We start from the raw sequence: 23,393 nt of genomic DNA on the forward strand, positions 1-23,393 counted from the left end.
ACCGCGGCCACGACGACGGCCGAGGACCTCGGCGGCGAACCGGCCGGTAACGAGGTCGTGGCCACCGACGACACCGTCGAGACCACCGTCTGATCCGGGAGGGGCAGCAGTGGCACCCACCGCTCCGGTCGAGGTCGTGGACTCCGCCCTCGCCGCGGTCGCCCGCTACGACCGGCCGGACCTGGAGGCGCGGTTGCGGCAGGCGCGTGCCCGGCTGACCGACGACAGCGTCCGGGTCCTGGTCGTCGGCGAGTTCAAGCAGGGCAAGAGCATGCTGGTCAACGGCCTGGTCGGCGCCCCGGTCTGCCCGGTCGCCGACGACGTGGCCACCGCGGTCCCCACGGTCGTCCGGCACGCCGAGACGGTCACGGTGACCGCCGTGCGGGTGCTCAACCCCGAGGCCGACCCTGCCGAGCAGCGCACCGAGCGGGTCGAGGTGCCCGCGGAGGAACTGGCCGACCACGTCGGCGAGGGGGGCAACCCCGGCAACCGGAGAGGGCTCGCCTGCGTCGAGGTGGGGGTGCCCCGGCCGATCCTGGCCGGCGGGCTGGAGCTGGTCGACACCCCCGGGGTCGGCGGGCTGTCCTCGGTGCACGGGTCGGCGACGATGGCGGCGCTCCCCTCGGCGGATGCGATCCTGCTCGTCTCGGACGCCTCGCAGGAGTACACCGAGCCCGAGCTGACGTTCCTGCGCCAGGCGGTCGCGGTCTGCCCGAACGTGGCCTGCGTGCTGACGAAGAACGACCTCTACCCCGAGTGGCGGCGCGTCGCGGAGCTGGACGAAGGCCATCTGGCCGCGATCGGGATCGGCGCCCCGCTGTTCCCGGTCTCCTCCACGCTGCGCTGGCAGGCCGTGCTCGACAACGACTCCGCGCTCAACGAGGAGTCCGGCTATCCGGCGCTCGTGCGTTATCTGCGCCGCCGGGTCCTCGGTCAGGCCGACCGGCTGGGACGCCGGTCGACGGCCCAGGACGTGCTGGCGGTCACCGGGCAGCTCGCCGAGGGCCTGCGGGCCGAGCAGGCCGCCCGGCGCGACCCGGAGTCCGTCCACGAGCTCGTCGTCCGGCTGACCGAGGCCCAGCAGCGGGCCACCGAGCTGCGGGAGCGGTCCGCGCGCTGGCAGCAGACTCTCGGCGACGGCGTCGCCGATCTCAACGCCGATATCGACCACGACCTGCGCGAGCGCATGCGCGAGATCGCCCGGGTCGCCGAGGACACGCTCACCGAGGGCGGCGATCCGACCAAGACGTGGGACGAGTTCTCGCGCTGGGTGCAGCAGGAGGTGGCGGCCGCCGCGTCGGCGAACTTCGTCTGGGCGACGCAGCGGGCCCGGTGGCTGGCCCGCCGGGTCGCCGAGCATTTCTCGGAGGACAGCGACCAGCTGGTGCCCACGCTGCGCTCCGAGGCCATCGTCGCGCAGCGGACGGTACAGCCGCTGACCCTGCGCGAGGTCCAGCCGTGGGGTATCGGGCAGAAGGCGTTGACCGGGCTGCGGGGCAGCTACACCGGGATGCTCATGTTCGGGATGCTCGGCACCCTCGTCGGGCTGACGTCGGTCGTCAACCCGCTCTCCATCGGCGCCGGGATCGTGCTGGGCGGCAAGGCCATCGGCGAGGAGCGCAAGCGTCTGGTCACGCGCCGCCAGAACGAGGCGAAGACCGCCGTGCGCCGCCACATCGACGACGTGATCTTCCAGGTGGGCAAGGACTCCCGCGACCGGTTGCGCGCGTTGCAGCGCGAGTTGCGCGACCACTTCACCGAGCAGGCCGAACAGGCCAAACGCTCGCTGCAGGAGGCGGTGCGGGCCGCCGAAAGTTCGGTGAAGGCCTCGAAGGCCGACCAGGAGCGGCGGCTGCGCGAGATCCCGGCCGAGCTGGCGAAGCTGGAGGAGGTGCGGCGGGCCGCCAAGGCCCTGCTCCAGCCGGCCACCGCCGCGCAACCGGCCGCGCAACCCGCCGCGGCGCCCGCGGCGCAGGACGCCGGTTCCCCGGCACCGGAGCGGGTGCAGGCGGGATGAACGGCCGACCGTACGGGGCGCTGTCCGACGCCGTGCGCGAGGTTCTCCGACAGGCGACGCACCTCTACCGGGACCGCCCGCGCACCGCCGCCCTGCTGCGCGACCAGCTGGACCGGCTCGACGAGCCGCTGCGCGTCGCGATCGCAGGCAAGGTCAAGGCCGGCAAGTCGACGCTGCTCAACGCGCTGGTCGGGGAGCCGGTCGCGCCGACCGACGCGGGGGAGTGCACCCGCGTGGTCACCTGGTACCGCGATGGGCACAGCCCACGGGTGGTCATGTACCCGCGCTCGGGCGCGCCGGTGCCGCTGCCGGTCGTCCGCCGGGACGGGGCGCTCGTCATCGAGCTGAAGGGCGCCGCGGCCGAGGACCTGGACCGCTTGGTGGTCGACTGGCCCTCGCAGGGGCTGCGCGGCACCACGTTGATCGACACCCCGGGGATCGCGTCGATGTCCACCCAGACCGCGCGGCGCACCCTGACCTTCATCGACCCCGAGGAAGCCGACACCCCCACCGAGGCCGACGCGGTCGTCTACCTCATGCGCCACCTGCACACCGCCGATATCGACCTGCTCGAGGCCTTCCGGGACCAGGGAGTGGCCAGCGCCGGGGCCGTCAATGCGATCGCGGTGATCTCGCGGGCCGACGAGATCGGTGCCGGACGGGTGGACGCGATGATCTCGGCCAGGGCGATCGCCCATCGCTACCGGGCCGAGCCGACCGTGCGCGGGCTCTGCCAGGACGTGGTCGCCGTCGCGGGGCTGCTCGCCGAGACCGGGCGTACCCTGCGGCACGCGGAGTTCGTCACCATGGCGCGGCTGGCCGGGGTGCCGCGCACCGAGCTGGAGGCCGCGCTGCTGTCCGTCGACCGGTTCCGCCGCGCCGAGGGGGCCGTGGCCGATGCGGTCGAGATCGGGGAGGACCGCGACGCCCTGCTGCGCCGGTTCGGCCTGTTCGGCATCCGGTTGGCGACCACCCTCATCCGGCAGGGCACGACCGACAGCCCGACGCTGGCCGCGGAGCTGGTCGCCCGCAGCGGCCTGCCCGATCTGCAGCGGGTGTTGCACACCCAGTTCACCCAGCGGCGCGACCTGCTCAAGGCCCGCTCGGCGCTGCTGGCGCTGGAGCGCGTGCTGCGGGCCGACGGCCGCACCGACGGCCCGCTGGCCGCGCAGGTCGAGCGGATCCTCGCGAACGCGCACGAGTTCACCGAGCTGCGGCTGCTCAGCGCGTTGCGCTCGGGTGCGGTCACGCTGCCGCGGGAGATGGCCGGGGAGGCCGAGCGGCTGCTCGGGGCCGCCGGTCCGGCCCCGCGACAGCGCCTGGGGTTGCCCGCGGGCTGCGGGGCGCTCGAGGTGCGTAACGCCGCGCTCGCCACGCTGCACCGATGGCAGAACCATGCGGTCAACCCGATGTTCGGCCGCGCCGCGACGGAGGCGTGCCGCGTGGTCATCCGAAGCTGTGAGGGGATGCTCGCCGCACTCACCCCCCGCTGACCCCATGACCCCCCTGAACGTCATGGCTCCACAACGCGCACAACCTGCCCCGCTCCCGCGCATCATGGCTCCATAACGCGCACAACCTGCCCCGCTCCCGCGCATCATGGCTCCATGACGCGCAGAGAGCGGGGGATAACCCCCGCTCGCCCGGGGGCGCTCACCCTCGCCCGCGCCGGATCCCGGCGCCACCATGGTCGTGGCGGATGCGCCGACCGCTTCGGTGCACCGGGACGGGGGAGTCTCGGAGATGCCTGCGAACACCGCGGTTCGTGACCGGGAGCATCGAGCGCCGGTCGTACGCGCGGACACACGCCGTCGTGCCGGCATGGCAGACCATGGGGGCGCGACGATGAGCCGATCGGGGGGCACGGTGAGGGACATGCCGATCACGACAGCTCGGGTGCACGAGGTTCACGACGATGCGGCGGTGGAACCCGCCGGCCTGGGTGTCGAGCGGCTCTGGCGAGACGGTGCGGTCATCGAGGCCATCCACGTCGCGGATCAGGTCCTCGCCGGCGGCGCCGACATCGACTGCCGCGCCGCGGGTGTGGTCGCCGCGGCCGCCGCAGCCGACGGCGCCCTGCGCGACGCCGCCGTCCGCTGGCGGGGTGTCGCGGCCGCGCTGCCGGACAGCCGGGGGGCCTGGGCCCTTGGTCGCGCCGCGCTCGCCGCCGCGCTCGCCGGTGACCTGGAGGCCGCCGACGCCGACCTCGCCGCCGCGCGCGAGGCCCTGCCCGATCCGGCGCCCCGTGGGCTCACCGTGCTGCTCGACGGTGTCGACGCCACCCTGGAGGCCCAGCGCGGCAACCCGGTAAGGGCCGCGCGCCGCCTGGCCGGGTTGGCGGCGGCGACGGTGCCCGCCGATCCGCTGACCGTCGAACGCTGGGACGAGCTCGCCGTCACCGTTCTCGCCGCCGCCGGTGACGACCGCACGGCGCGTGCGATGCTCGCGGCGCACGACCACCATCGGCCCTCGACCCCGCGGCACCGGCTGCTCACCGCCTGGCTGGACCTGCGGGCGGGTCGGCTGGCGGAGGCCCGGGCGGGGCTCGCGGCCGCGGCCGAGACGCCGGTCCTGCGGCGCAACGCCGTCCTCGCGGCGGCCGTCAGCGTCGGGCTGGCCCGGCGCTGCGGCGACGAGGCCGCGCTGGCCGCGACCTGGCACCGCGTGGTGCCGGTGGTGGTCGGCGCCGACGTGGAGCCGCTCCTGCTCGACGTCTGGGGCGAGCTGGCGGCCGCGGCCGCCAGGGTGTCGCCCCGGGACGGCGACTCCCTTTCCGACGCGATTGCCGCCGCGGCCGGCCGGGCAGGCGCGCCGACGTGGTGTGTGGCGAGCGAGCAGTGGTGGCGGCTGCAGCGGGGCGTCGCCGACGGTGACCGGGACATGGTCGCGTCGGCCGCGGAGCGGCTCGGCGCGCTGGCCGACCCCGGTTCCGGGACCCTGGCGGCGCTGGCCGCGGCCGCGCGGACCTGGGCGACGGTGCTGGCCGGGAACATCGACCCGCCCGCAGTGACCGCCGCGGCTCGCGGGCTCGCCGACGCCGGACGTCCGCGGGAGGCGGCGGCCCTCTGCCGTGCCGCGGCCGAGCGGGCCGCCGAGCCCGCCGCCGCCCGGGACCTGCTCGGGCGCTCCCGCGCTCTGGTGGGCAAGCCGTCGGCGGAGGACCGGGAACCCGCCGGGGGACTGTCCGAGCGGGAGCGCGAGGTGGGTGCCCTCGTGCTCGACGGGCTCACCCAGAAGGAGATCGGCGCGCGGTTGTTCATCTCGCCCAAGACGGTGGAACAGCACGTCGCGCGGCTGCGCCAGAAGCTGGGCGCGGTCAATCGCGCCCAGCTCGTCGCCGCGCTACGGTCCCGGCTGCCGGCCGGCTCGGTCGGCGCGGCCGGCTGAACGCGCCCGTTCCGGGGTCAGCCGGCCACGCCTTCGGTTGCATCCGCGGCGCAGATCGACATCGTCTCGGTCGAGGTCGCGATCGGCGCCCGGTTCGTGCCCGGCGGTCGGCTGGTGAGCACCGCCGCGTCCGGACGCGTGCAGCTGATCTTTCCCGCATACTGTGCGACATGCGGACGCAGCGCTGGGTCGCCGAGGTCGGTCCTGAGAATGCCCACTGGCTGGCCACCGAGAGTCGCACGGCGCGACTGGCCTCCGAGTACCGCCCGCGCGACCTCGGCGACGGCCGCGTCGAGCTGAACCGGCTCGCTCTCGGCGCCTCCCGGGAGCTGGGGGAGGAGGAGGACGGCTACATCACCGACGACGGCGACGGGCTGCGGGTGTGGATCGGCGACGTCGCGTTCGACCTCGTGCTCATCGAGTCCTGAGTCGCCCGCTCAGCCGACCGGTGCGGAGCGGCTCGACGTGAAGTCCAGGATCCGCCGCCACGCGTCGGCGCAGGCGTCGGCCCACTCGGCGAAGGCGCGGTCGAAGAACGAGTGCGGGGCCCCGTCGTAGGTCCACGCCTCGTAGGGGACACCGGCCGCCTCGAGCCGAGCCGTGAACGCGGCGGACTCCTCGGGCGGGGTCGCCGCATCGTCGCCCGCGATGAGCAGCAGGAGCGGGATCCGCATGTCGTCGATGACGTCGTTCACCCGCTGCGGCTGGCCGTAGAACCCGATCACCCCGGCCAGGTCGAGGTCGCTCGCCGAGAGCCGCCATGACTGGCTGGCGCCGAAGCAGAACCCGACCGTGAATGCCGGACCGAGGGACCCCTCCGCGTCGAGATGCGCGAGGGCGGCCGCGACGTCGGCGGCGACGTCGCCCGGCACGACCGTGTGGACATGGGGCTGCCAGTCGAAGTCGTCGCCGCGGTCATCGGTGTCGGCGGTGCGCCCGAAGTAGTCGATCGCGACGGTGTCGAATCCGGCCTCGGCGAAACGGACGGTGAGATCGCGGTAGTAGGGATGCAAGCCGCGCACGTCGGGCAGCACGACGACGCGACCGCCGGGCGGGACCGTCCGGACCGGCCCGATGCGTAACGTCCGAAGAGGTAAACCGGCGCCGGCGGAGGCTCCCCGTTCCGCCGGCCCCGGTCATCTCGGACAACGCGGGAGCGATCGCCAGGATGCGGCATCCGACATCCGGCCGCCGAGCGGACCTTGATCGTCGGTGACCGGGTCGCCGAGCCGTCGGACCGGTCGCGTCAGCCGTCGGCAGATTATTCGGTACCGGCCGCCGCTCACCGGCGGTGCGGTGGCCCCGGCGACCGGGCAGACGGACGCCGTCGATCCGGATCGCAGCATGCCATCGCGCATCCTCCCGAACCCACGCGTCGCCCGTGGCCACTGTGTGGTTGTGCATGTCGTCGCAGGGGTCCGCAGGGCAAACGAAGCCGCCCGTCGAATGGTCCGCGGGTAACGCCCGAAACGGCCGCCCCGGGGTAATTGCCGGTGGTCGGTGGAACTATTCTGGACGGTTGTACGAGCTCGTCGGGTTCCGTCCTTTTGTCGCCCTTCTACATGGCGTATGTCTGCCCTTCGCCGCTGGTGGAAGCGGTTTGTGGGGCGGCTGGTACTGCTTCGTCGCAAGTGTGGCAGCAGCGGTTGGCAGTATGCTCGGCGCCGGACTCGCGAAAGGACGTTCCCCGGTGGTTCAGTCGATTGACTACATTGATTCTGGTTGGTATCTGGAAATCGTCCGTTTCGCCGAGATCACCCCGTGGCTCCATTCCATTGTCCTGATATATACGTCTGTCGGTTTCGTGCTGCTTGCCGTGTTGCTCCTCGCGGGTGGGCTGCGGGCTCGGCACGCCAGCGCGGCGACCGCCGCCGCGGCACTGACGGCCCCGCTCGCGCTGGCACTGGCCATCGGCGTCAACCTCGTGATCAAGGACATGGTCGCGGAGGTCCGGCCGTGTGACGTCCTGGCGGTCCCGGTCACCGTGCTGCCCTGCGCTCCGCCGACCGACTTCGCCTTTCCCAGCAACCACAGTGCGGCGGCGGCGGCGCTGGCGGTGGCGGTGTTGGTCGTGCACCGGAGGCTGGGCTGGATCGCGGTCGGTCTCGCGCTGCTCATGGGGTTCTCGCGGGTCTACCTCGGTGCCCACTACCCGCACGATGTGATCGCCGGGCTCCTCGTCGGCATGGCCTGCGCGCTGGTGGTCGCACTGCCGTCCCGGCTGCTGCTCGGCCGCACCGTGGCTCGGCTGCGCGGTGGATCCCTGGGCTGGCTGCTCGGACCCGGCCGGCTGGCGCGGCCACCGCGTCGTGGCGCCTCCTCGGTGCCGCTCCCCCCGACCAGGGCTCATGACCAGGTGCCGCGGATCCGCCGCAGGTAGCGGCCCCTGAGCGCCTGCACCGCCCCGAGGTCATCGTCGGGTACGGCTGTTCGCCTCAGTTGACGCAGGGCACGCCGTTCGCGGTGATGACCCGTCCGGGGTCGGGCTGGGCATGTGGGGCGTCATCGCCGGGCGGTGGGGCGGGGATGCGAGGGCGGTCGGACGTGCCGGGTCCGACATAGTCGCGGCCGAGCAGGACCTCGACCCGTCCGGTCGCCAGACTGTCCTCGCGCTGGACCGGCAGGCCGCCGAGAAGCTGTGCGATCCGGTGCGCGGCCTGCTGGTCCGCAGCGGTGGCACGCACGGCGGAGCGCGTGCGGGGAGCGGCGTTGCCCAGGACCCCGGGCACGTAGCCGGAGTTGTCGAGGAAGTCCTGGGTGGCCGCGGCGAGCCCGGTTCGCTGGGTCCCGTTGCGGACGTCGACGGTGACCCGGCTCGTCGCGGGTCCGCCGGAGTCTCGCCGGCCGGAGTCGGCGGCGTCGCCGACGCCGCCCAGATCGGCGAAGAAGGCGTGCACCAGGGCCGGGTCGACCTGGACGGCGACCCCGTCGGCGGGGGTGCGTAGATCGGGGCGGCCGGTGGGCATGGTGCGGAACTGGATGCGCTCGGTGGCCAGCCCCTGGAGCTGCGCAGCGAAGGCCATCAGATCCCAGCCCTGGTCGAGCACCACATACCGGCTCGCCGCCCCGATCAGGCCGCTGAGCGCGGCCGGGTTGGTCAAGGTGCCGGTGGACAGCACCTGATGGGCCAGGCTCGCCAGGAATGCCTGTTGGCGCACCACCCGGTCCAGGTCGCCGCGGGGCAGGCCGTGGCGCTGGCGGACGAAGGCCAGGGCCGCGGGACCCTGGAGGGTCTGCGGGCCGGCCGGGAAGTCCGCCCCCGAGAACGGGTCGTTCGCGGGCGCGGTGAGACAGACCGGAACGCCGCCGACGGCCGCGGTGATCTCGGCGAACCCGGCCAGGTTGACCTCGGCGTAATGATCGATCGAGGCGCCGGTGAGCTGCTCGACGGTCGCGATCAGGGCGCGCCTGCCGGCCAGGCTGGAACGCCGGACCAGGTCGGCTCCGGTGACGCCCTCCGCCTGTAGCCGGCCGCGCTCGGTGTTCGCCGCCCGCGGATACGCTGAGTTGATCTTGTGGGTGCCATAGCCGGGGATGTCGACGTACGAGTCGCGGGGGATCGACACCGCGGTCGCCGTGCGTGTCGGATCGTTCGGGATGCGCACCAGGATGAGAGTGTCGGTGTTGAGCTCCCCGGTGTCCGCCCCCGCATGCAGCGCGTCGAGGACGTCGGCCGGTAGCGGGTTGCCCCGGGCGTCGGTGCGGCTGTCCAACCCGACGAGAAGTATGTCGGTCGCCCCATCGGCTCCGCGCACACCGCCGAGCACATCGCTGGTCACCATCGCGCCGTCGAGCTGCCGGTAGAGCGACCAGCCGTAGCCCGTGACGACCAACGTCAGCGCGGACAGCGACGCCAGCACGATGCGCCACCAGCGGATGGCCGGCCGATGCCAGACACCGGCCCGGGCGCGCTGTCCGAGCATCCCGTCCTCCGGCCTCTTCACGAGCGCCGACAACCCGACCGATCGGCGCCGGTGCGCCGGTGACTAACCTAGCCCAGCACCTACGAGCGGAAGGTCAGGTATGGGCGCGCTGAGTCCAACGCACTGGCTGATCGTGATCGGCGTCCTCGTCGTGCTGTTCGGGGCCAAGCGGCTCCCGGATGCGGCCCGGGGGATGGGGCGGTCCCTTCGTATTCTCCGGGCCGAGACCGCGGGCCTGCACGATGACCCGCAACGGCCGGGCGAGCTCGGCAAGGAGGGCGAGGTCCGGCGGGACAACTCCGGCGGCCCGGGCGCCTGACCGCAGGGGCGGGCCGCCGCGCGGTGCCCGTGAGCGCGGGAACGGAGCCGGCCCTATGTCGTCCCCCCGCTGACGTACAGGGTGATCGGCGTCCCGGTCGGTGTGTTCCCTTGCGGGGTCTGCCCGACGACCTGGCCCTTCGGTGCGGTCGAGGTGACCTCGCGGACGGTCGCCGGGTATCCGGCCTGCGCCAGGGCCGTGACCGCGGCGTCGCCCTGGCCGCCGACCACGTACGGGACGATCGGACCGCGGTCCCCGGTGCGCAGGTACGCGGGGTCGGGTCCGGGGATCGGCTGGTCGGGTTGTCCGGCGAGGATCTGGTTCAGCGCCGCGAAGTACGGTGGGGCGGCGACCGTGCCGCCGAACGCGCCGTGTCCGCAGTCGCCGAGGTGGACCGGTGTCCCCGGGCAGATCTCCCGGGGATGGGTGCCGTCGGCGAAGACCATCGAGGCCGCGGCGTAGCCGTCCACGCCGCCGACGAACGCCACCGACTCGCTCTCGTTCGTGGTTCCGGTCTTGCCGATGTCCGGGCGGTGCCAGCCGGCGGCGGCCGCCGCGGCCGCCGAGGTGCCGGCCGTGGTGTCCCGGCTCAGCCCGGCCGCGAGGGTGTGCGCCAGCCCGGGTGAGACGACCTGTTCGCACGGCTCCTGCGCGATCGGCACCGGTCGGCCGTTGCGGTCGGTGACCGACAGGATCGGGGTGGGTGGGCACCACACGCCGTCGCTGAGAACCGTGGCGGAGACGTTGGCCATCTCCAGCGTGCTGACCGGGCTGTCGCCGAGGGTGAACGACAGCAGGTCCTGGAAGTACCGGGACTGCGGTTCGGAGTACTGGGGGTCGCGCGACAACGGATTGTCCGGGTCGGTGACCGGTGGATGGCCCGCGTCGTTGGCCTGCAAGGTATGGCGCAGCCCGAGACGCTGGGCCATCTGGACGACCGCGGGCACGCCGACCCGGGACTCCAGGTTGACGAACGCCACGTTCGGCGAGGTGGCCAGCGCGTCCTGGAGGCTGATCGGGTCGGGGTAGTTCGTCCCGTCGTTGTGCACCGGATAGCAGGGGGCATGACGGTGGGCGGTCGGCGGCAGGAAACAGCCGAACGGCGGGTTGGGCAGCGTGGAGTTGAAGCCGACCGTGCCCGCCTCCAACGCGGCGGCGGTGGTGAAGATCTTGAACGCCGAGCCGGCGCCGAACACATTGCTCGGGTCGGCGACGATGTTCGTCGCGCGCTCGCCCCGGTCGCCATGCGTGCCGAGGTTGCGATTGGCGGCCATGGCCAGCACCTGGTGCGTGTCGGTTCCCGTCCGGATCAGTGCGAACGTGTTCGCGACGCCGTCTTGTGCGGTCGGTACGTTCCGGTCGACCGCCTCCTTGATCGCCCGGCTGGCCACCGGGTCCATCGTGGTTGTGATCGTGTAGCCCCCGGTCGTGATCTGGTCGGCGGACAGTCCGGCCTGTGCCAGGTAGCTGACCACGTAGGAGCAGAAGAACCCGGCGTCCGGCGCGGCGGCCAGGCAGCTGCCACCCGGGATCACCGGACCGTCGGGCACCACCCCGAGCGGGGCGGCCTTTGCGGTCGCCGCGTCGGCCACCGGCAGCGACCGGTCCTGCACCATCGCGTCGATGACGGTGTTGCGCCGGTCGAGGGCCTGCCGCGGATGGGTGTAGGGGTTGTAGCGGTTCGGGTTGTTGACCATTCCGGCGAGCAGGGCCGCCTGCGGGATCGTCAGCCGATCGGGCGTGGTGTTGAAGTAGGCCTTCGCCGCCGCGCCGACGCCGTAGATGTTGCCGGCGAACTCGACGACATTCAGGTATCCGGCGAGAACGTCCGTTTTCGGCATGGTCCGTGCCACCTGCATCGCGATCTCGGCCTCGCGCAGCTTGCGTCCTATCGTGTCGGCGCGGTCGGCCTGCTGCGCGACCGGGTCGCCGCGGTCGATGACGTTGATCAGATAGTTCTTCACGTACTGCTGGGTGATCGTGGATGCGCCCTGGGTGCTGTCACCGACGCTGTCGGCCAGCAGTGCCCGCAGGATCGAGCGCGGGTCCACGCCGGAGTCGGAGAAGAACCGCCGGTCCTCGATCGCGATGATGGCGGCGTCCATCTCGGGAGAGATCTGCTGGTAGGACACCGGGAGCCGGTACTGGTCGAACAGCAGCGCCATCGGCGCTCCGGTCCGGTCGAGCACGGTGGACACCAGAGGCAACCTGGTCCGGTCGAGCTGCGGGCCGACGTGCCGGGCCGACACCTCGCCGGCCGATCGGCTCACCCCGTTCGACACCAGGCCCGCCCCCACGACGACGGGGGCGAGCAGGCCGGCGAGCACCGTTCCGGCGACCACACAGAGGACGAGCAACCTGAGTACGGCGTGGCGGATGGGTCCGATCCGGCCGGGCAGGTGCATCGCGTTGTCCCCGTTCTCGTGGGTGGCGGGCGTCAGCGCGGCTCTGGCGCCGGGACGCCTACCCCCATCGTGCAACCCGCCGCACGGCGTCGCTCACCGGACCTCTCGCGTCTCGCCAGGCGCATCGGTCCCGGCGCGGCGCCCGCCGGGCAGCAGCACGGTGGACAGCAGGCGCTGGACGCGGCCCGGGGCCGGGGGGTTGGGCAGGCGGGCGGCGATGACCGCGCGCAGCTCGGTGAGCAGCGCGTCCAGCTCACCGTCGGTGAGCCACAGCGTCGCCTGCCGGTAGCCCACCCCGTCGCGACGCAGATCCACCTCGTCGCGGTCGAGGTAACGATCGAAGTCGGCGAGCAGTCCGGCGACGAACGCGGTGAAGGCGCGCCGGTGATCGTCCGGAGTCATGGCGGCGAGCGCGTCGTCGTCGATCTCGGCCGCGCCCTGGCGCAACCGGTAGGTCCGTTCCACCGCCCCTCGGACCCGGTGCTGCGCCACGACCGCCAGCACGCCGGCCTCGGCGAGTAGGGCGACATGCCGGTAGAGCGTCGCCGACGCGATGTCGGGCAGCTCGGCGCGCAGCTCGGACGTGGTCCGATCGCGGCCGTCGAGCAGGGTCTTGAGGATGCGCAGCCGCACCGGGTGCAGCAGGAGATCCGCGGTCGCCATCACCTCACCTCGACCAAATATTCTCATAGATGATATCGTTCTCAAAATCGATAACAGTGGGAGGGGAGATGGCGGTACTCCGAACGGACGGTCAGGACCTGGTCCTGGAGCTCACCCTGGGGGAGAAGATCTGGAGCCTGCACGGAAACCTGCGGATGCCGCTGTCGGCGGTCCGGGATGTCTCGGTCGTCCCCGCACCGCTGGCCGCCGTGCGGGGACTGCGCGCGCCCGGGCTGGCCGTGCCGTTCCGGACGAAGATCGGCACCTGGCGTCGGCGCGGCGCGAAGTCGTTCGCCGTCGCCCGCGCCGGGCGTCCGGCGGTGCGGGTGGTGTTGGCCGACATGCCGTTCGAGGAGCTGGTGGTCAGCGTCGACGAGCCCGAGCGGGTGGCGCGCGACCTTCGCCGAGGACGTCGATGAACCCCGCGGCGGGCGTGCGCGAGGTGGCCATGGACGCGCACAGCCCGGACGGTGTGGCGCTGGCCGGCACGCTGACCCTGCCCCTGGGGACGGGTCCGCATCCGGCCGCCCTGCTCCTGCCCGGGTCCGGCCCGGTGGACCGCAACTCCGATGCCGGCCGGATGAAACTGGCCCTCGGCGGCGACCTCGCCCGGACGCTCGCCGAGCGCGGCGTGGCGCTGTTCCGCTACGACCGGCGCGGGGTGGGCGCCACGCCCGGCAACTGGAAGGCCGCCGGCTTCGTACAGAACCGCGAGGACGCCGAGGCGGCGCTGGCCGCGCTGCGGGCCCGGCCGGAGGTGCGGGCCGACGCGGTGGCGGTGATCGGCCACAGTGAGGGTGCGCTGCACGCCGCGGCACTCGGGGCCCGCGGCGGGACCGCGGCGGTCGTGCTGCTGGCCTGCCCGGCCCAGCCCGGGGAGGAGGTGCTGCTCTGGCAGGCCCGGATGATCGGTGACGACCTACCGCGGCCGGTGGCGCTGCTGCTGAAGCTGCTGCGCACCGACATCCACCGGCAGCAGGCGGCCTCGATCGCCCGGATCAAGGCCACGACCACGGACATCGCCCGGGTCCGCGGTGCGCGGGTCAACGCCCGCTGGCTGCGGGAGTTTCTCGCCCACGATCCGCGGCCCGATCTCGCCGCGATCACCGTCCCCGTGCTGGCGATCACCGGGGACAAGGACCTGCAGGTCGACCCGGACGACCTCGCCGCGATCGCCGAGCTCGTGCCCGGCCCGGTCGAGACGCGCCGCACGCCGGATCTCACGCACATCCTGCGCCGTGACCCCCGGCCTGCCAGCCTGCGCACCTACCGCTCGCAGCTGCGCAGGCCGGTCGATCCGGAGCTGCTCACCGAGGTGGCCGGCTGGGTCGCCCACAACCTTCCGGCGCTCGCCGCGTGAGTGGCGCACGCGTCACCGCGCGACGCATGCGCCACTCACGTACCGGCACTGCTCAGGCGATCTGCCGGTCCGTCGGGTCGATCGGGCGAGGCAGCACGTCGCGGCCGGTCAGGTAGCGGTCGACGCCCGCGGCCGCCGCCCGGCCCTCCGCGATCGCCCACACGATCAGCGACTGACCCCGGCCCATGTCGCCGGCCACGAACACCCCGTCGGCGCTGGTCATGAAGTCCTCGTCGCGCGCGACGTTGCCGCGCTCGTCGAACTCCACGCCCAGGTCGGCCAGCAGCCTGCCCTTCTCCGGGCCGACGAAGCCCATGGCCAGCAGCACCAGGTCGGCCGGGATCTCCCGCTCGGTACCCGCGACGGGGCTGAACCTGCCGTCCGCGCCCCGGGACACCTCGACCAGTCGCAGCGCCCGGACCGCGCCGGCGCCGTCGTCGACGAACTCGGTGGTGCTGACCGAGTACACCCGCTCACCACCCTCCTCGTGCGCCGAGGAGACCCGATAGATCATCGGGTAGGTCGGCCACGGCATCCCCGGCGTCCGGCGTTGCGGCGGTGTCGGCATGATCTCCAGCTGGGTCACGGATGCGGCGCCTTGACGGTGCGCGGTGCCCAGGCAGTCGGCCCCGGTGTCGCCGCCGCCGATGATCACCACATGCTTGCCCTGCGCGGTGATCGGCGGTTCGTCGATATCGCCCTGCTGCACGTGGTTGGCCAGCGGCAGGTACTCCATCGCCTGGTGGACGCCGTCCAGCTCACGGCCGGGCACCGGGAGGTCGCGCCAGGCGGTGGCCCCGCCGGCGAGCACCACCGCGTCGAAGTCGTCCCGCAGCTGCGCAGCGGTCACGTCGGTCCCGACATCGACCGAGGCGCGGAACAGGGTGCCCTCCTCGCGCATCTGGCGCAGGCGCCGGTCGAGGCGGGACTTCTCCATCTTGAACTCGGGGATGCCATAACGCAGCAGCCCACCGATCCGGTCGGCGCGCTCGAACACCACGACCTCGTGCCCGGCTCGGGTGAGCTGCTGGGCCGCGGTCAGCCCCGCGGGGCCGGAACCGACGACGGCGACCGTGCGGCCCGTCTTGACCTCGGGCGGCTGCGGGGTCACCCAGCCCTCGTCCCAGGCCCGGTCGACGATCTCGACCTCGACCTGCTTGATCGTGACGGCGTCGCTGTTGATGGCCAGGACACACGCCGCCTCACACGGTGCGGGGCACAGCGTCCCGGTGAACTCCGGGAAGTTGTTCGTGGCGTGCAGCCGTTCGAAGGCCTCCCGCCAGTCGCGCCGGTAGACCAGGTCGTTCCACTCCGGGATGAGGTTGCCGAGCGGACAGCCCTGGTGGCAGAACGGGATGCCGCAGTTCATGCAGCGCCCGGCCTGTGCCTCGAGGCGGTCGTGCGGGAAATCCTCGTAGACCTCGCGCCAGTCCAGCAGGCGCAGGGCGACCGGACGGCGCGTGGGTGCCTCCCGGGGCGTGGTGAGAAAGCCCTTCGGGTCACCCATGTGCCGCCTCCATGATCGCCTGGTTGACGTCCCGGCCGTCCCGCTCGGCCTGCGCGCGGGCCTGCAGAACCCGCTTGAAATCCTTCGGCATGACCTTGCCGAAGCGCTCGACGGCGACGTCCCAGTCCGTCAGGAGCGTGCGTGCCACGGCGGAACCGGTCTCCGCGTGGTGCCGTTCCACCGTCGTGCGCAGGAACTCGCGGTCGTCGTCGTCGAGCGGGTCGAGGTCCACCATCTCGGTGTTGACCCGGTGTCGCGGCAGGTCCAGCAGGTAGGCGATACCGCCGGACATGCCCGCCGCGAAGTTGCGCCCGACCTTGCCGAGGACGACGACGCGGCCGCCGGTCATGTACTCGCAGCCGTGGTCGCCGACCCCCTCGACGACCGCGAGCGCACCCGAGTTGCGCACACAGAAGCGCTCCCCGACGACGCCGCGGATGAACGCCTCACCGGAGGTCGCCCCGTAGAGGATCACGTTGCCGGCGATGATGTTCTCCTCGGCCGCGAACGGCGCCGCCGGGTCGGGCCGCACCGTGAGCCGCCCGCCGGACAGCCCCTTGCCGAAGTAGTCGTTCGCGTCCCCGACCAGCCGCAGGGTGATCCCCCGGGGCACGAACGCGCCGAACGACTGCCCGGCCGAGCCGGTGAGCGTGATGTCGATGGTGTCGTCGGGCAGGCCCTGCCCGCCCCACCGCTTGGTCACCTCGTAGCCGAGCATCGTGCCGACCGTCCGGTTGACGTTGCGCACCGGCAGGTCGAGCCGGACCGTGTCGCCGGTGGCGAGCGCGCCCTCGGCGAGCTGGATCAGGGTGTTGTCCAGGGCCTTTTCCAGGCCGTGGTCCTGGGAACTCGTGCAGTGCCGGGGTGCACCGGGGGCCAGCGGCGGCGTGTGGAAGATCGGACGCAGGTCCAGCCCCTCGGTCTTCCAGTGCGCCACGGCAGCATCGGTGTCGAGCAGCTCCGCGTGCCCGATCGCCTCCTGCAGCGTCCGGAAACCGAGCTGGGCCAGGTACTCCCGGACCTCCTGGGCCACGAACCGCATGAAGTTGACGACGTACTCGGGGCGCCCGTCGAACCGCTTGCGCAGCTCGGGGTTCTGGGTGGCGACGCCGACCGGGCAGGTGTCGAGGTGACAGACCCGCATCATGATGCAGCCCGACACCACCAGCGGCGCGGTCGCGAAGCCGAACTCCTCCGCGCCGAGCAGCGCGGCGATCATGACGTCGCGGCCGGTCTTGAGCTGGCCGTCGGTCTGCACCACGATCCGGTCACGCAACCCGTTGGCCAGCAACGTCTGCTGCGTCTCGGCCAGGCCCAGCTCCCACGGCCCACCGGCGTGTTTGATCGACGACAGCGGTGAGGCGCCGGTGCCGCCGTCGTGCCCGGAGATGAGCACGACATCGGAATGGGCCTTCGCCACGCCCGCCGCGACCGTGCCCACGCCCACCTGGCTGACCAGCTTGACGTGCACGCGCGCGGCCGGGTTGGCGTTCTTCAGGTCGTGGATGAGCTGCTTGATGTCCTCGATCGAGTAGATGTCGTGGTGCGGCGGCGGGGAGATCAGTCCGACGCCCGGGGTGGAGTAGCGGGTCTCGGCGATCCACGGGTAGACCTTGCTGCCCGGCAGCTGCCCACCCTCACCGGGCTTGGCGCCCTGCGCGATCTTGATCTGCAGGTCGTCGGCGTTGACCAGGTACTCGCTGGTCACGCCGAAGCGGCCGGAGGCCACCTGCTTGACGGCGCTGCGGCGGGAGTCCCCGTCCGGGTCCGGGATGAACCGCTCGGGGTTCTCCCCGCCCTCACCGGTGTTCGACTTGCCGCCGAGCCGGTTCATCGCGATCGCCAGCGTCTCGTGCATCTCCTGGGAGATCGAGCCGTAGGAGATGGCTCCCGTGGCGAACCGTTTCACGATCGACTCCACCGGCTCCACCTCATCGATGGGCACCGGCGGGCGGGCGCCCTCGACGAACCGGAACAGCCCGCGCAGCGTCATCAGCCGCTGCGCCTGGTCGTCGACGGCGCGGGTGTACTCCTTGAAGATCTCGTAGCGGCCCGAGCGTGTCGAATGCTGCAGCTTGAACACCGTCTGCGGGTTGAACAGGTGCAGTTCGCCCTCGCGGCGCCACTGGTACTCGCCGCCGACCTCGAGCGCGCGGTGGCTGGGTCGCACCCCGTCCGCCGGGAACGCCTTGCGGTGCTGGCGCAGCACCTCCTCGGCGAGCACGTCGAAGCCGACGCCGCCCAGCCGCGAGCTGGTGCCGGTGAAGCAGGAGTCGATGACCTCCCGACCCAGCCCGATGGCCTCGAAGATCTGTGCGCCGGTGTACGACGCGACCGTCGAGACGCCCATCTTGGACATCGTCTTGCGGACGCCCTTGCCCAGTGCCTTGATCAGGTTCCTGGTGGCGGTCTCGGCGTCGACACCGGGGATGTCGCCGCGCTCGGCGAGATCCTCGACCGCCGCCATGGCCAGGAACGGGTTGACCGCGGCGGCGCCGTAGCCGATCAGCAGCGCGATGTGGTGCACCTCGCGGGCGTCGCCGGACTCGACGATGAGCCCGACCCGGGTCCGGGTCCGCTCCCGCACCAGGTGCTGGTGCACGGCGCCGGTCAGCAGCAGCGACGGGATCGGCGCATGCGCCGCATCGACGTCACGCTGGGACAGCACGATCAGCCGGGCTCCGTCCGAGATCGCCTGCGACACCTCGGCCTTGATCTCCTCGAGCCTGCGGACCAGCCCGGCGCCGCCCTCGGCGGCGGTGAACAGGCCGCGCACCACGTGCGAGGCGAAGCCGGGGAACTCCCCGTCGTCGTTGACGTGGATGATCCGGGCGAGGTCGTCGTTGCCCAGCACCGGGAACGGCACCAGCAGCCGCCGGCAGTTCGCCGGGCCGGGGGAGAGCAGGTTCTGCTCGGGCCCCAGCTGGCTCTGCAGCGAGGTGACCAGCTCCTCCCGGATCGCGTCCAGCGGGGGGTTCGTGACCTGCGCGAACAGCTGGGTGAAGTAGTCGTAGAGCTGCCGAGGGCGCTGCGAGATCGCCGCCAGCGGCGCGTCGTTGCCCATCGACCCGATCGGTTCGGCACCGCTCGCGGCCATCGGGCGGAGCAGGACGTTCAGCTCCTCCTCGGTGTAGCCGAACGACTGCTGGCGGTGCACGAGCGCGGAGTGCGCGATGTGCTCGCGGGCGCGCGGGGGCAGCTCCTCGAGCCGGACCAGACCGGCGTGCAGCCAGTCGGCGTACGGATGCGCGGCGGCGAGCTCGCCCTTGATCTCGTCGTCGTCGACGATCTTGCCGGCCGCGGTGTCGACCAGGAACATCCGGCCCGGCTCGAGCCTGCCCTTGCGCACCACCGTCGCCGGGTCGACGTCCAGGACGCCGACCTCGGAGGCCAGCACGACCAGCCCGTCCTCGGTGACCCAGTAGCGGGCCGGGCGCAGACCGTTGCGGTCGAGCACGGCGCCGATCACGGTGCCGTCGGTGAACGCGACGAGCGCGGGGCCGTCCCAGGGCTCCATCAGCGTCGAGTGGTACTCGTAGAACGCGCGGCGCGCCGGGTCCATCTCGGCGTGGTTCTCCCACGCCTCGGGGATCATCATCAGCACCGCGTGCGGCAGGCTGCGGCCGCCCAGATGCAGCAGCTCCAGCACCTCGTCGAAGGTCGCCGAGTCGCTGGCGTCCGGGGTGACGACGGGGGTGAGCCGCTGCAGGTCGCCCGGCAGGACGTCGGAGGCGAGCAGTGCCTCGCGGGCGGCCATCCAGTTCCGGTTGCCGCGCAGGGTGTTGATCTCACCGTTGTGCGCGACGTAGCGGTAGGGGTGGGCCAGCGGCCACGCCGGGAACGTGTTGGTGGAGAACCGGGAGTGCACCACCGCCAGCGCCGTGGTCACCCGCTCGTCGGACAGGTCCGGGTAGAAGGCCTCCACCTGGGGCTCGGCGAGCATGCCCTTGTAGACGATGGTGCGCGGGGAGAGGCTGGCGAAGTACACCCCGGTGATGTGCTCGGCCCGTTTGCGCAGGCAGAAGGTGCGCCGCTCCAGGTCGATCCCGGTGGGCGGGTTGTCCCGTTCGGCGCCCGCCAGGAACAGCTGGCGGAAGCTGGGCATCGCGGCGAGCGAGGTCGGGCCGAGGTCGGCCTTGTCGGGGTCGGTGGGCAGCTCGCGCCAGCCCAGTACCCGCAGTCCCTCCTCCGCGGCCAGTGCGTTGATCTTCTCCACGGTGACGTCGGCTTCGGCGCGCTCGGCGGGCAGGAACGCGATCCCGGCCGCGTACGTCCCCGCCGGCGGCAGCTCGAAGTCGACGACCTCGCGGAAGAAGGTGTCGGGGATCTGGATCAGGATCCCCGCCCCGTCACCGGTGTTGGCCTCCGCGCCCCGTGCTCCCCGGTGCTCAAGGCGCAGCAGCGCCGTCAGCGCCTTGCGGACGATGCTGTGGTCGCGCCGTCCGGCGAGGTCGGCGACCATCGCGACGCCGCAGGCGTCGTGTTCATGGTCGCGGGCGTAGAGGCCTTCGGTGGGACTTTTCATCACGCCCAACGGGGCGTGGGCCTGGTCGCTGATCGCAGCCAACGGCTCCTCCTGTCGTCTCTGTGCACCCCGACGATCGACGCATCGGGACGACGACGTGTACACATGGCGGACCGAGCCAGGATCCGAGGCTCCCCGTGTTGACCCGGGAGCCCGTCCGGTCGGTGCGGTCCCGGAGCGAAGCGTGACGCTCCGGTGGGCTTTCCATGTGCGATGCCCGGCCGGCGTGACCCGAACGTCAGCCTGTCCATCGCACAGCGCGACCGCGCACAGCGTCGAGAGCGGTCGACCAAGCTAAAGAGTCGCATGCCAGCCGGTGAATGCGCCAGTGACGAGGCGAGTGACCACCACGACTACGTTGTGATCACAATCAAGTCCGGGAGGATGGCGAATTTCAACCATTTGGTCGTATCGGCCTGTCCCGGCATAACGCCCAAACGACGACTTTCAGGAGCAATTCGAGTGGTAGAAGCGGTGGACATCCGGGCGGTGCTCGCCGACGTGGCCGGATACGGCCCCTTCTTCGAGGTGATGACCAACCCCGCCGAACGGGTGGATCCGACCTGGCGCCCGATGGCCGACCTGTACACGGACCCGGAGCCGCTGCGCGCCCGGATCGCGCACGTTCGGCGGGTGCTGGACGGCGCCGACGACCGCGTCGCCGCCTCGATCGCGTTCCAGGGCCTGGCCGCCCGGATCCTCTCCGCGCCGCTCGCGGTCGTCATCCTGCACGGCGCGTTGCCGCTGCTCACGGCGCGTTCGCTGCACTGGCGGGTCTCGGTGACCGGGCCCTGGCCGCTGTGGGCCGCCGACCCCGCGGCCGAGCCGCTGCCCGCCGATCCCGCCGCCGCGGCCCGGGCGTTCACCGATCTGCTGGTCGAGGAGCACCTGGCCCCGCTGGTCGCGGCGGTGCGCGCACAGGTGCGCATTTCCGAGCGGCTGCTGTGGGGTAATGCGGCGTCGAGCGTGGCGGCCGGGAAACGGCTCATCGGTACCGGCCGTCCCGCCGCCGCGGCGCGCGCCGCCCGCATCGCCGGCGCGGTGCTCGATCGCGGCCCGTTCACCGGATCGGGGGAACGGCTGCCGCCGAGCCCGCCCGATGTCGAATGGACCTTCCGGCGCCGGTCCTGTTGCCTTTACTACCGGGTCGAAGGCGGGGGAATCTGCGGCGACTGCGTGCTCGGAGCTGCGCGTGCGCAAAGCTAGTCGAGCAGCACGTCGGTGATGACGACCCTGACCTCGACGGTGAGGCCGGTGTCGCGGGACAGTGCGGCGCCGACCGCCTCCTGGACCGCCACCGCGACGTCGCGGCAGCTCTCGCCCAGCCGAGTGATGATCGCAATCGTCACCTCGGCCGACCCGTCGTCGACCCGCGCGGAGGCGCCCGCGACGGCGGGGTGACCTCGCGCCGGACCCGCGAGGTCCGGCGGGGCCGGTACCCGGCCCGGATACACGCCGACGACCCCGGGCACCTGCCGGGCGTGCCGCGCCGCCAGCCGGGCCAGCAGCCGCTCACCGACGTGGTAGGGAACCCCGCTCACCTCGGGACCCCCGGCACGTCGAACATGTCGACGATCTCGATGTCCACCCGGCGCACCGGCAGTCCGAGGGTCTGCTCGCCCTCGGCCAGCACCCGGCTGCGCACCCGCGCCGCCAGCGTCGTCAGGTCCGCCCCGAAGCGCACGGTCACCGTCATCGCCACGTGTAGCGCACCCGGATCGGGCTGCTCGATGCGGCAGCTGCGAGCCCGCACCCCGTCCAGCTGATCGACGCCGTGGCGCAGCACCGCGGCGGCTGCGGCCCGGCTCAGCGCGACGGGCCCGTGCGGTGACTCCAACGTCACCAAATCGTGCGGGAAGCGCTCGAGCGAGACCGCCCCGATCACCCGGCCGAGCAGCGACGGCGGCGGATCCAGCGGCTCGGCCGCGATCCGGTGCACAAATCGGGCCAGGCCGCGGGCATCCGCGGCCACCGCGGTGCAGTGCGGGCAGCCGAGCTCGTGGGCGTCGGGGCGGCGGCTCGTCGCGTGGTCCCAGACCTGCGCGGCGTCGCGACCGCAGGGCAGCGGTTCGATCGGGCGCCCCGCGGCCGCGGTATCGGCGTGCAGCATCACCGCCATGGCCGCATCACCTCCGCCACCCGGGTGCGTGCCCGGTGGATCCGGCCGCGCACGGCGGGTTCGCTCGCGCCCGTGATCCGGGCGATGTCGGCGTAGCCGAGGCCCTCCAGCTCGCGCAGGACGAAGCAGACCCGCTGCTGCACGGGAAGCCCCGCCACCGCCGCCCGCAGCGCCGCCAGGCCCGCGTCGAACTCGGCGGCGCCCTCCGGCGAGGGCTGTCGCGTGGGGTTGGGGACGACCTCGGCCCCGCCGTCGGTCACCTCGGCCACCGGCTGCGCGGGCCCTCGCCCGCGCAGCAGGCCCAGGCACCGGTTCGTCACGATCCGGTACATCCAGGTCGAGAAGTCGGCCTCGCCCCGGAACCCGCCGATCCGCCGCCACGCGTCCAGCAGGGCGTCCTGCAATGCGTCCTCGGCGTCGGCCCGGTTGCCCAGCACCCGCACCGCCAGCCGGTAGAGCGCGGCCTGGTGGCGCCGCGCGAGGACGTCGAAGGCGCCGAGGTCTCCCTCCTGGGCCCGCACGACCAGCGTCGGTTCGTCGAGCCCCGAGCCGTCGGTCCGGCCGCCGTGTGGGGCGGCGGAAACGTGCCGGGACAGATCGTGATCGTCAGCGCGCTGCGTTGCCGTCACCGCTCTCCGCTCACTTCGCCTGCGGTCGAGGCACGCGGGCCGCGCACCCCCCACCGATGGTCGAGCCGCGCCGGCGAGCATAGTCGCACCCGGGGCGCGAGACCGGGCGTAACCGGTGATGACCACGTACTCTGGGCGGGTGCCGGATCCCGCGGCCCCCGCCGACGACCCTGTCCACGCGGTGGCCGCTGCCGTGCTCGGTCACCGTGGCGTCGTGCGTCTCGACGGGGGTCCGTACGGCACCGTCGCCTCCTACCTTCCGGGTCGGCGCCGTGTGCTCGGGGTCCAGGTGGGTGCGGGGTCGGCGCACGTCGGGGTGGTCGTGCGGCCCGGCGTCGCATTGCCCCGGCTGTCCGACGAGATCGGCGCGCTCGTGCGCGACGTGCTCGGCCCGGTCGCGGTCGAGGTCACCTTCTTCGACATCGCCGAGGACGCGCCCACCGTTCCGCCGCCCCGGCGCGGGCCGCACGGCGGTGCCGGGCACGCAGCGGGCGGCTGGGGCCGGCATGCCGGTCTCGCCTAGACTCGCGCGAACCGGT

At 72.8% G+C, this 23,393-nt stretch carries 19 protein-coding genes; 10 read left to right on the forward strand and 9 right to left on the reverse strand.

Translation table 11 applies throughout. The annotated features are described in order from the left end of the window. Positions 1–109 precede the first annotated feature (109 nt). From ACFQE5_RS21470 to ACFQE5_RS21485, 4 genes are all read left to right on the forward strand, one after another. Complete coding sequence (locus tag ACFQE5_RS21470) at positions 110–2,017, forward strand: dynamin family protein (protein ID WP_379587606.1); 1,908 nt, start codon at positions 110–112, stop codon at positions 2,015–2,017. Next, positions 2,014–3,510, forward strand: coding sequence for a dynamin family protein (locus ACFQE5_RS21475; protein ID WP_379587607.1), 1,497 nt, complete (start codon positions 2,014–2,016; stop codon positions 3,508–3,510). The genes ACFQE5_RS21470 and ACFQE5_RS21475 overlap by 4 nt, the downstream gene beginning before the upstream one ends. Positions 3,511–3,892: 382 nt before the next feature. Further along, the gene (locus ACFQE5_RS21480) at positions 3,893–5,404 is read left to right on the forward strand and encodes a helix-turn-helix transcriptional regulator (protein ID WP_379587608.1); all 1,512 of its coding nucleotides are present in this window, start codon (positions 3,893–3,895) and stop codon (positions 5,402–5,404) included. 170 nt (positions 5,405–5,574) lie between these two features. Continuing rightward, positions 5,575–5,832 (forward strand): hypothetical protein, encoded by a 258-nt coding sequence (locus ACFQE5_RS21485; RefSeq protein ID WP_379587609.1) that lies wholly within the window; start codon positions 5,575–5,577, stop codon positions 5,830–5,832. Between the two features lie 9 nt (positions 5,833–5,841). On the opposite strand, the gene ACFQE5_RS21490 is transcribed toward ACFQE5_RS21485, so the two are convergent. Further along, positions 5,842–6,480, reverse strand: coding sequence for a dienelactone hydrolase family protein (locus ACFQE5_RS21490; protein ID WP_379588071.1), 639 nt, complete (start codon positions 6,478–6,480; stop codon positions 5,842–5,844). 614 nt (positions 6,481–7,094) lie between these two features. Here ACFQE5_RS21490 and ACFQE5_RS21495 point away from each other — a divergent pair. Continuing rightward, positions 7,095–7,784, forward strand: a complete 690-nt coding sequence (locus ACFQE5_RS21495; protein WP_379587610.1) for a phosphatase PAP2 family protein — start codon at positions 7,095–7,097, stop codon at positions 7,782–7,784. A gap of 55 nt (positions 7,785–7,839) precedes the next feature. Here the strand turns inward: ACFQE5_RS21495 and ACFQE5_RS21500 are convergent, their stop codons facing one another. After that, positions 7,840–9,327 (reverse strand): LCP family protein, encoded by a 1,488-nt coding sequence (locus tag ACFQE5_RS21500; protein ID WP_379587611.1) that lies wholly within the window; start codon positions 9,325–9,327, stop codon positions 7,840–7,842. Between the two features lie 100 nt (positions 9,328–9,427). Between ACFQE5_RS21500 and tatA the strand changes: the two genes are divergently transcribed. Then, a complete protein-coding gene (gene tatA, locus ACFQE5_RS21505; RefSeq protein ID WP_379587612.1) occupies positions 9,428–9,646 on the forward strand; it encodes a Sec-independent protein translocase subunit TatA in 219 nt (72 codons plus the stop codon). A gap of 53 nt (positions 9,647–9,699) precedes the next feature. Here tatA and ACFQE5_RS21510 read toward each other — a convergent pair whose 3' ends face one another. Both ACFQE5_RS21510 and ACFQE5_RS21515 read right to left on the reverse strand, forming a co-directional pair. After that, positions 9,700–12,051, reverse strand: a complete 2,352-nt coding sequence (locus tag ACFQE5_RS21510) for a penicillin-binding protein (protein ID WP_379587613.1) — start codon at positions 12,049–12,051, stop codon at positions 9,700–9,702. Between the two features lie 93 nt (positions 12,052–12,144). After that, positions 12,145–12,714: a helix-turn-helix domain-containing protein gene (locus ACFQE5_RS21515; RefSeq protein WP_379587615.1), complete on the reverse strand. Its 570-nt coding sequence runs from the start codon at positions 12,712–12,714 to the stop codon at positions 12,145–12,147. Between the two features lie 68 nt (positions 12,715–12,782). On the opposite strand from ACFQE5_RS21515, the gene ACFQE5_RS21520 reads away from it, so the two are divergent. After that, positions 12,783–13,133, forward strand: a complete 351-nt coding sequence (locus ACFQE5_RS21520) for a hypothetical protein (RefSeq protein WP_379587617.1) — start codon at positions 12,783–12,785, stop codon at positions 13,131–13,133. Next, entirely contained in the window at positions 13,130–14,074 is a 945-nt protein-coding gene (locus ACFQE5_RS21525) for an alpha/beta hydrolase family protein (RefSeq protein ID WP_379587619.1), read from the forward strand. Before ACFQE5_RS21520 ends, ACFQE5_RS21525 begins: the two co-directional genes overlap by 4 nt. A 52-nt stretch (positions 14,075–14,126) precedes the next feature. On the opposite strand, the gene ACFQE5_RS21530 is transcribed toward ACFQE5_RS21525, so the two are convergent. Further along, positions 14,127–15,581 (reverse strand): glutamate synthase subunit beta, encoded by a 1,455-nt coding sequence (locus tag ACFQE5_RS21530; RefSeq protein WP_379587620.1) that lies wholly within the window; start codon positions 15,579–15,581, stop codon positions 14,127–14,129. Then, positions 15,574–20,106, reverse strand: a complete 4,533-nt coding sequence (gene gltB, locus ACFQE5_RS21535; protein WP_379588073.1) for a glutamate synthase large subunit — start codon at positions 20,104–20,106, stop codon at positions 15,574–15,576. Before gltB ends, ACFQE5_RS21530 begins: the two co-directional genes overlap by 8 nt. Positions 20,107–20,568: 462 nt before the next feature. On the opposite strand from gltB, the gene ACFQE5_RS21540 reads away from it, so the two are divergent. Then, positions 20,569–21,312, forward strand: coding sequence for a (2Fe-2S)-binding protein (locus ACFQE5_RS21540; RefSeq protein WP_379587621.1), 744 nt, complete (start codon positions 20,569–20,571; stop codon positions 21,310–21,312). Here the strand turns inward: ACFQE5_RS21540 and ACFQE5_RS21545 are convergent. Genes ACFQE5_RS21545 through ACFQE5_RS21555 form a run of 3 tightly spaced genes read right to left on the reverse strand, consistent with a single transcriptional unit; the run spans position 21,309 to position 22,854 of the window. After that, positions 21,309–21,647, reverse strand: coding sequence for an Asp23/Gls24 family envelope stress response protein (locus tag ACFQE5_RS21545; protein WP_379587623.1), 339 nt, complete (start codon positions 21,645–21,647; stop codon positions 21,309–21,311). The two genes, ACFQE5_RS21540 and ACFQE5_RS21545, sit on opposite strands and share 4 nt — an antisense overlap. Then, the gene (locus ACFQE5_RS21550) at positions 21,644–22,225 is read right to left on the reverse strand and encodes an Asp23/Gls24 family envelope stress response protein (protein WP_379587625.1); all 582 of its coding nucleotides are present in this window, start codon (positions 22,223–22,225) and stop codon (positions 21,644–21,646) included. Before ACFQE5_RS21550 ends, ACFQE5_RS21545 begins: the two co-directional genes overlap by 4 nt. Beyond that, positions 22,216–22,854, reverse strand: coding sequence for an RNA polymerase sigma factor (locus ACFQE5_RS21555; RefSeq protein WP_379587626.1), 639 nt, complete (start codon positions 22,852–22,854; stop codon positions 22,216–22,218). Before ACFQE5_RS21555 ends, ACFQE5_RS21550 begins: the two co-directional genes overlap by 10 nt. Positions 22,855–22,993: 139 nt before the next feature. Between ACFQE5_RS21555 and ACFQE5_RS21560 the strand changes: the two genes are divergently transcribed. Next, positions 22,994–23,377 carry a hypothetical protein gene (locus ACFQE5_RS21560; protein ID WP_379587627.1) on the forward strand — a complete coding sequence of 128 codons (384 nt, stop codon included), beginning with the start codon at positions 22,994–22,996 and terminating at the stop codon, positions 23,375–23,377. Positions 23,378–23,393: the final 16 nt, after the last annotated feature.

The organism is Pseudonocardia hispaniensis, from assembly GCF_042658695.1.
Lineage (GTDB): Bacteria > Actinomycetota > Actinomycetes > Mycobacteriales > Pseudonocardiaceae > Pseudonocardia > Pseudonocardia hispaniensis.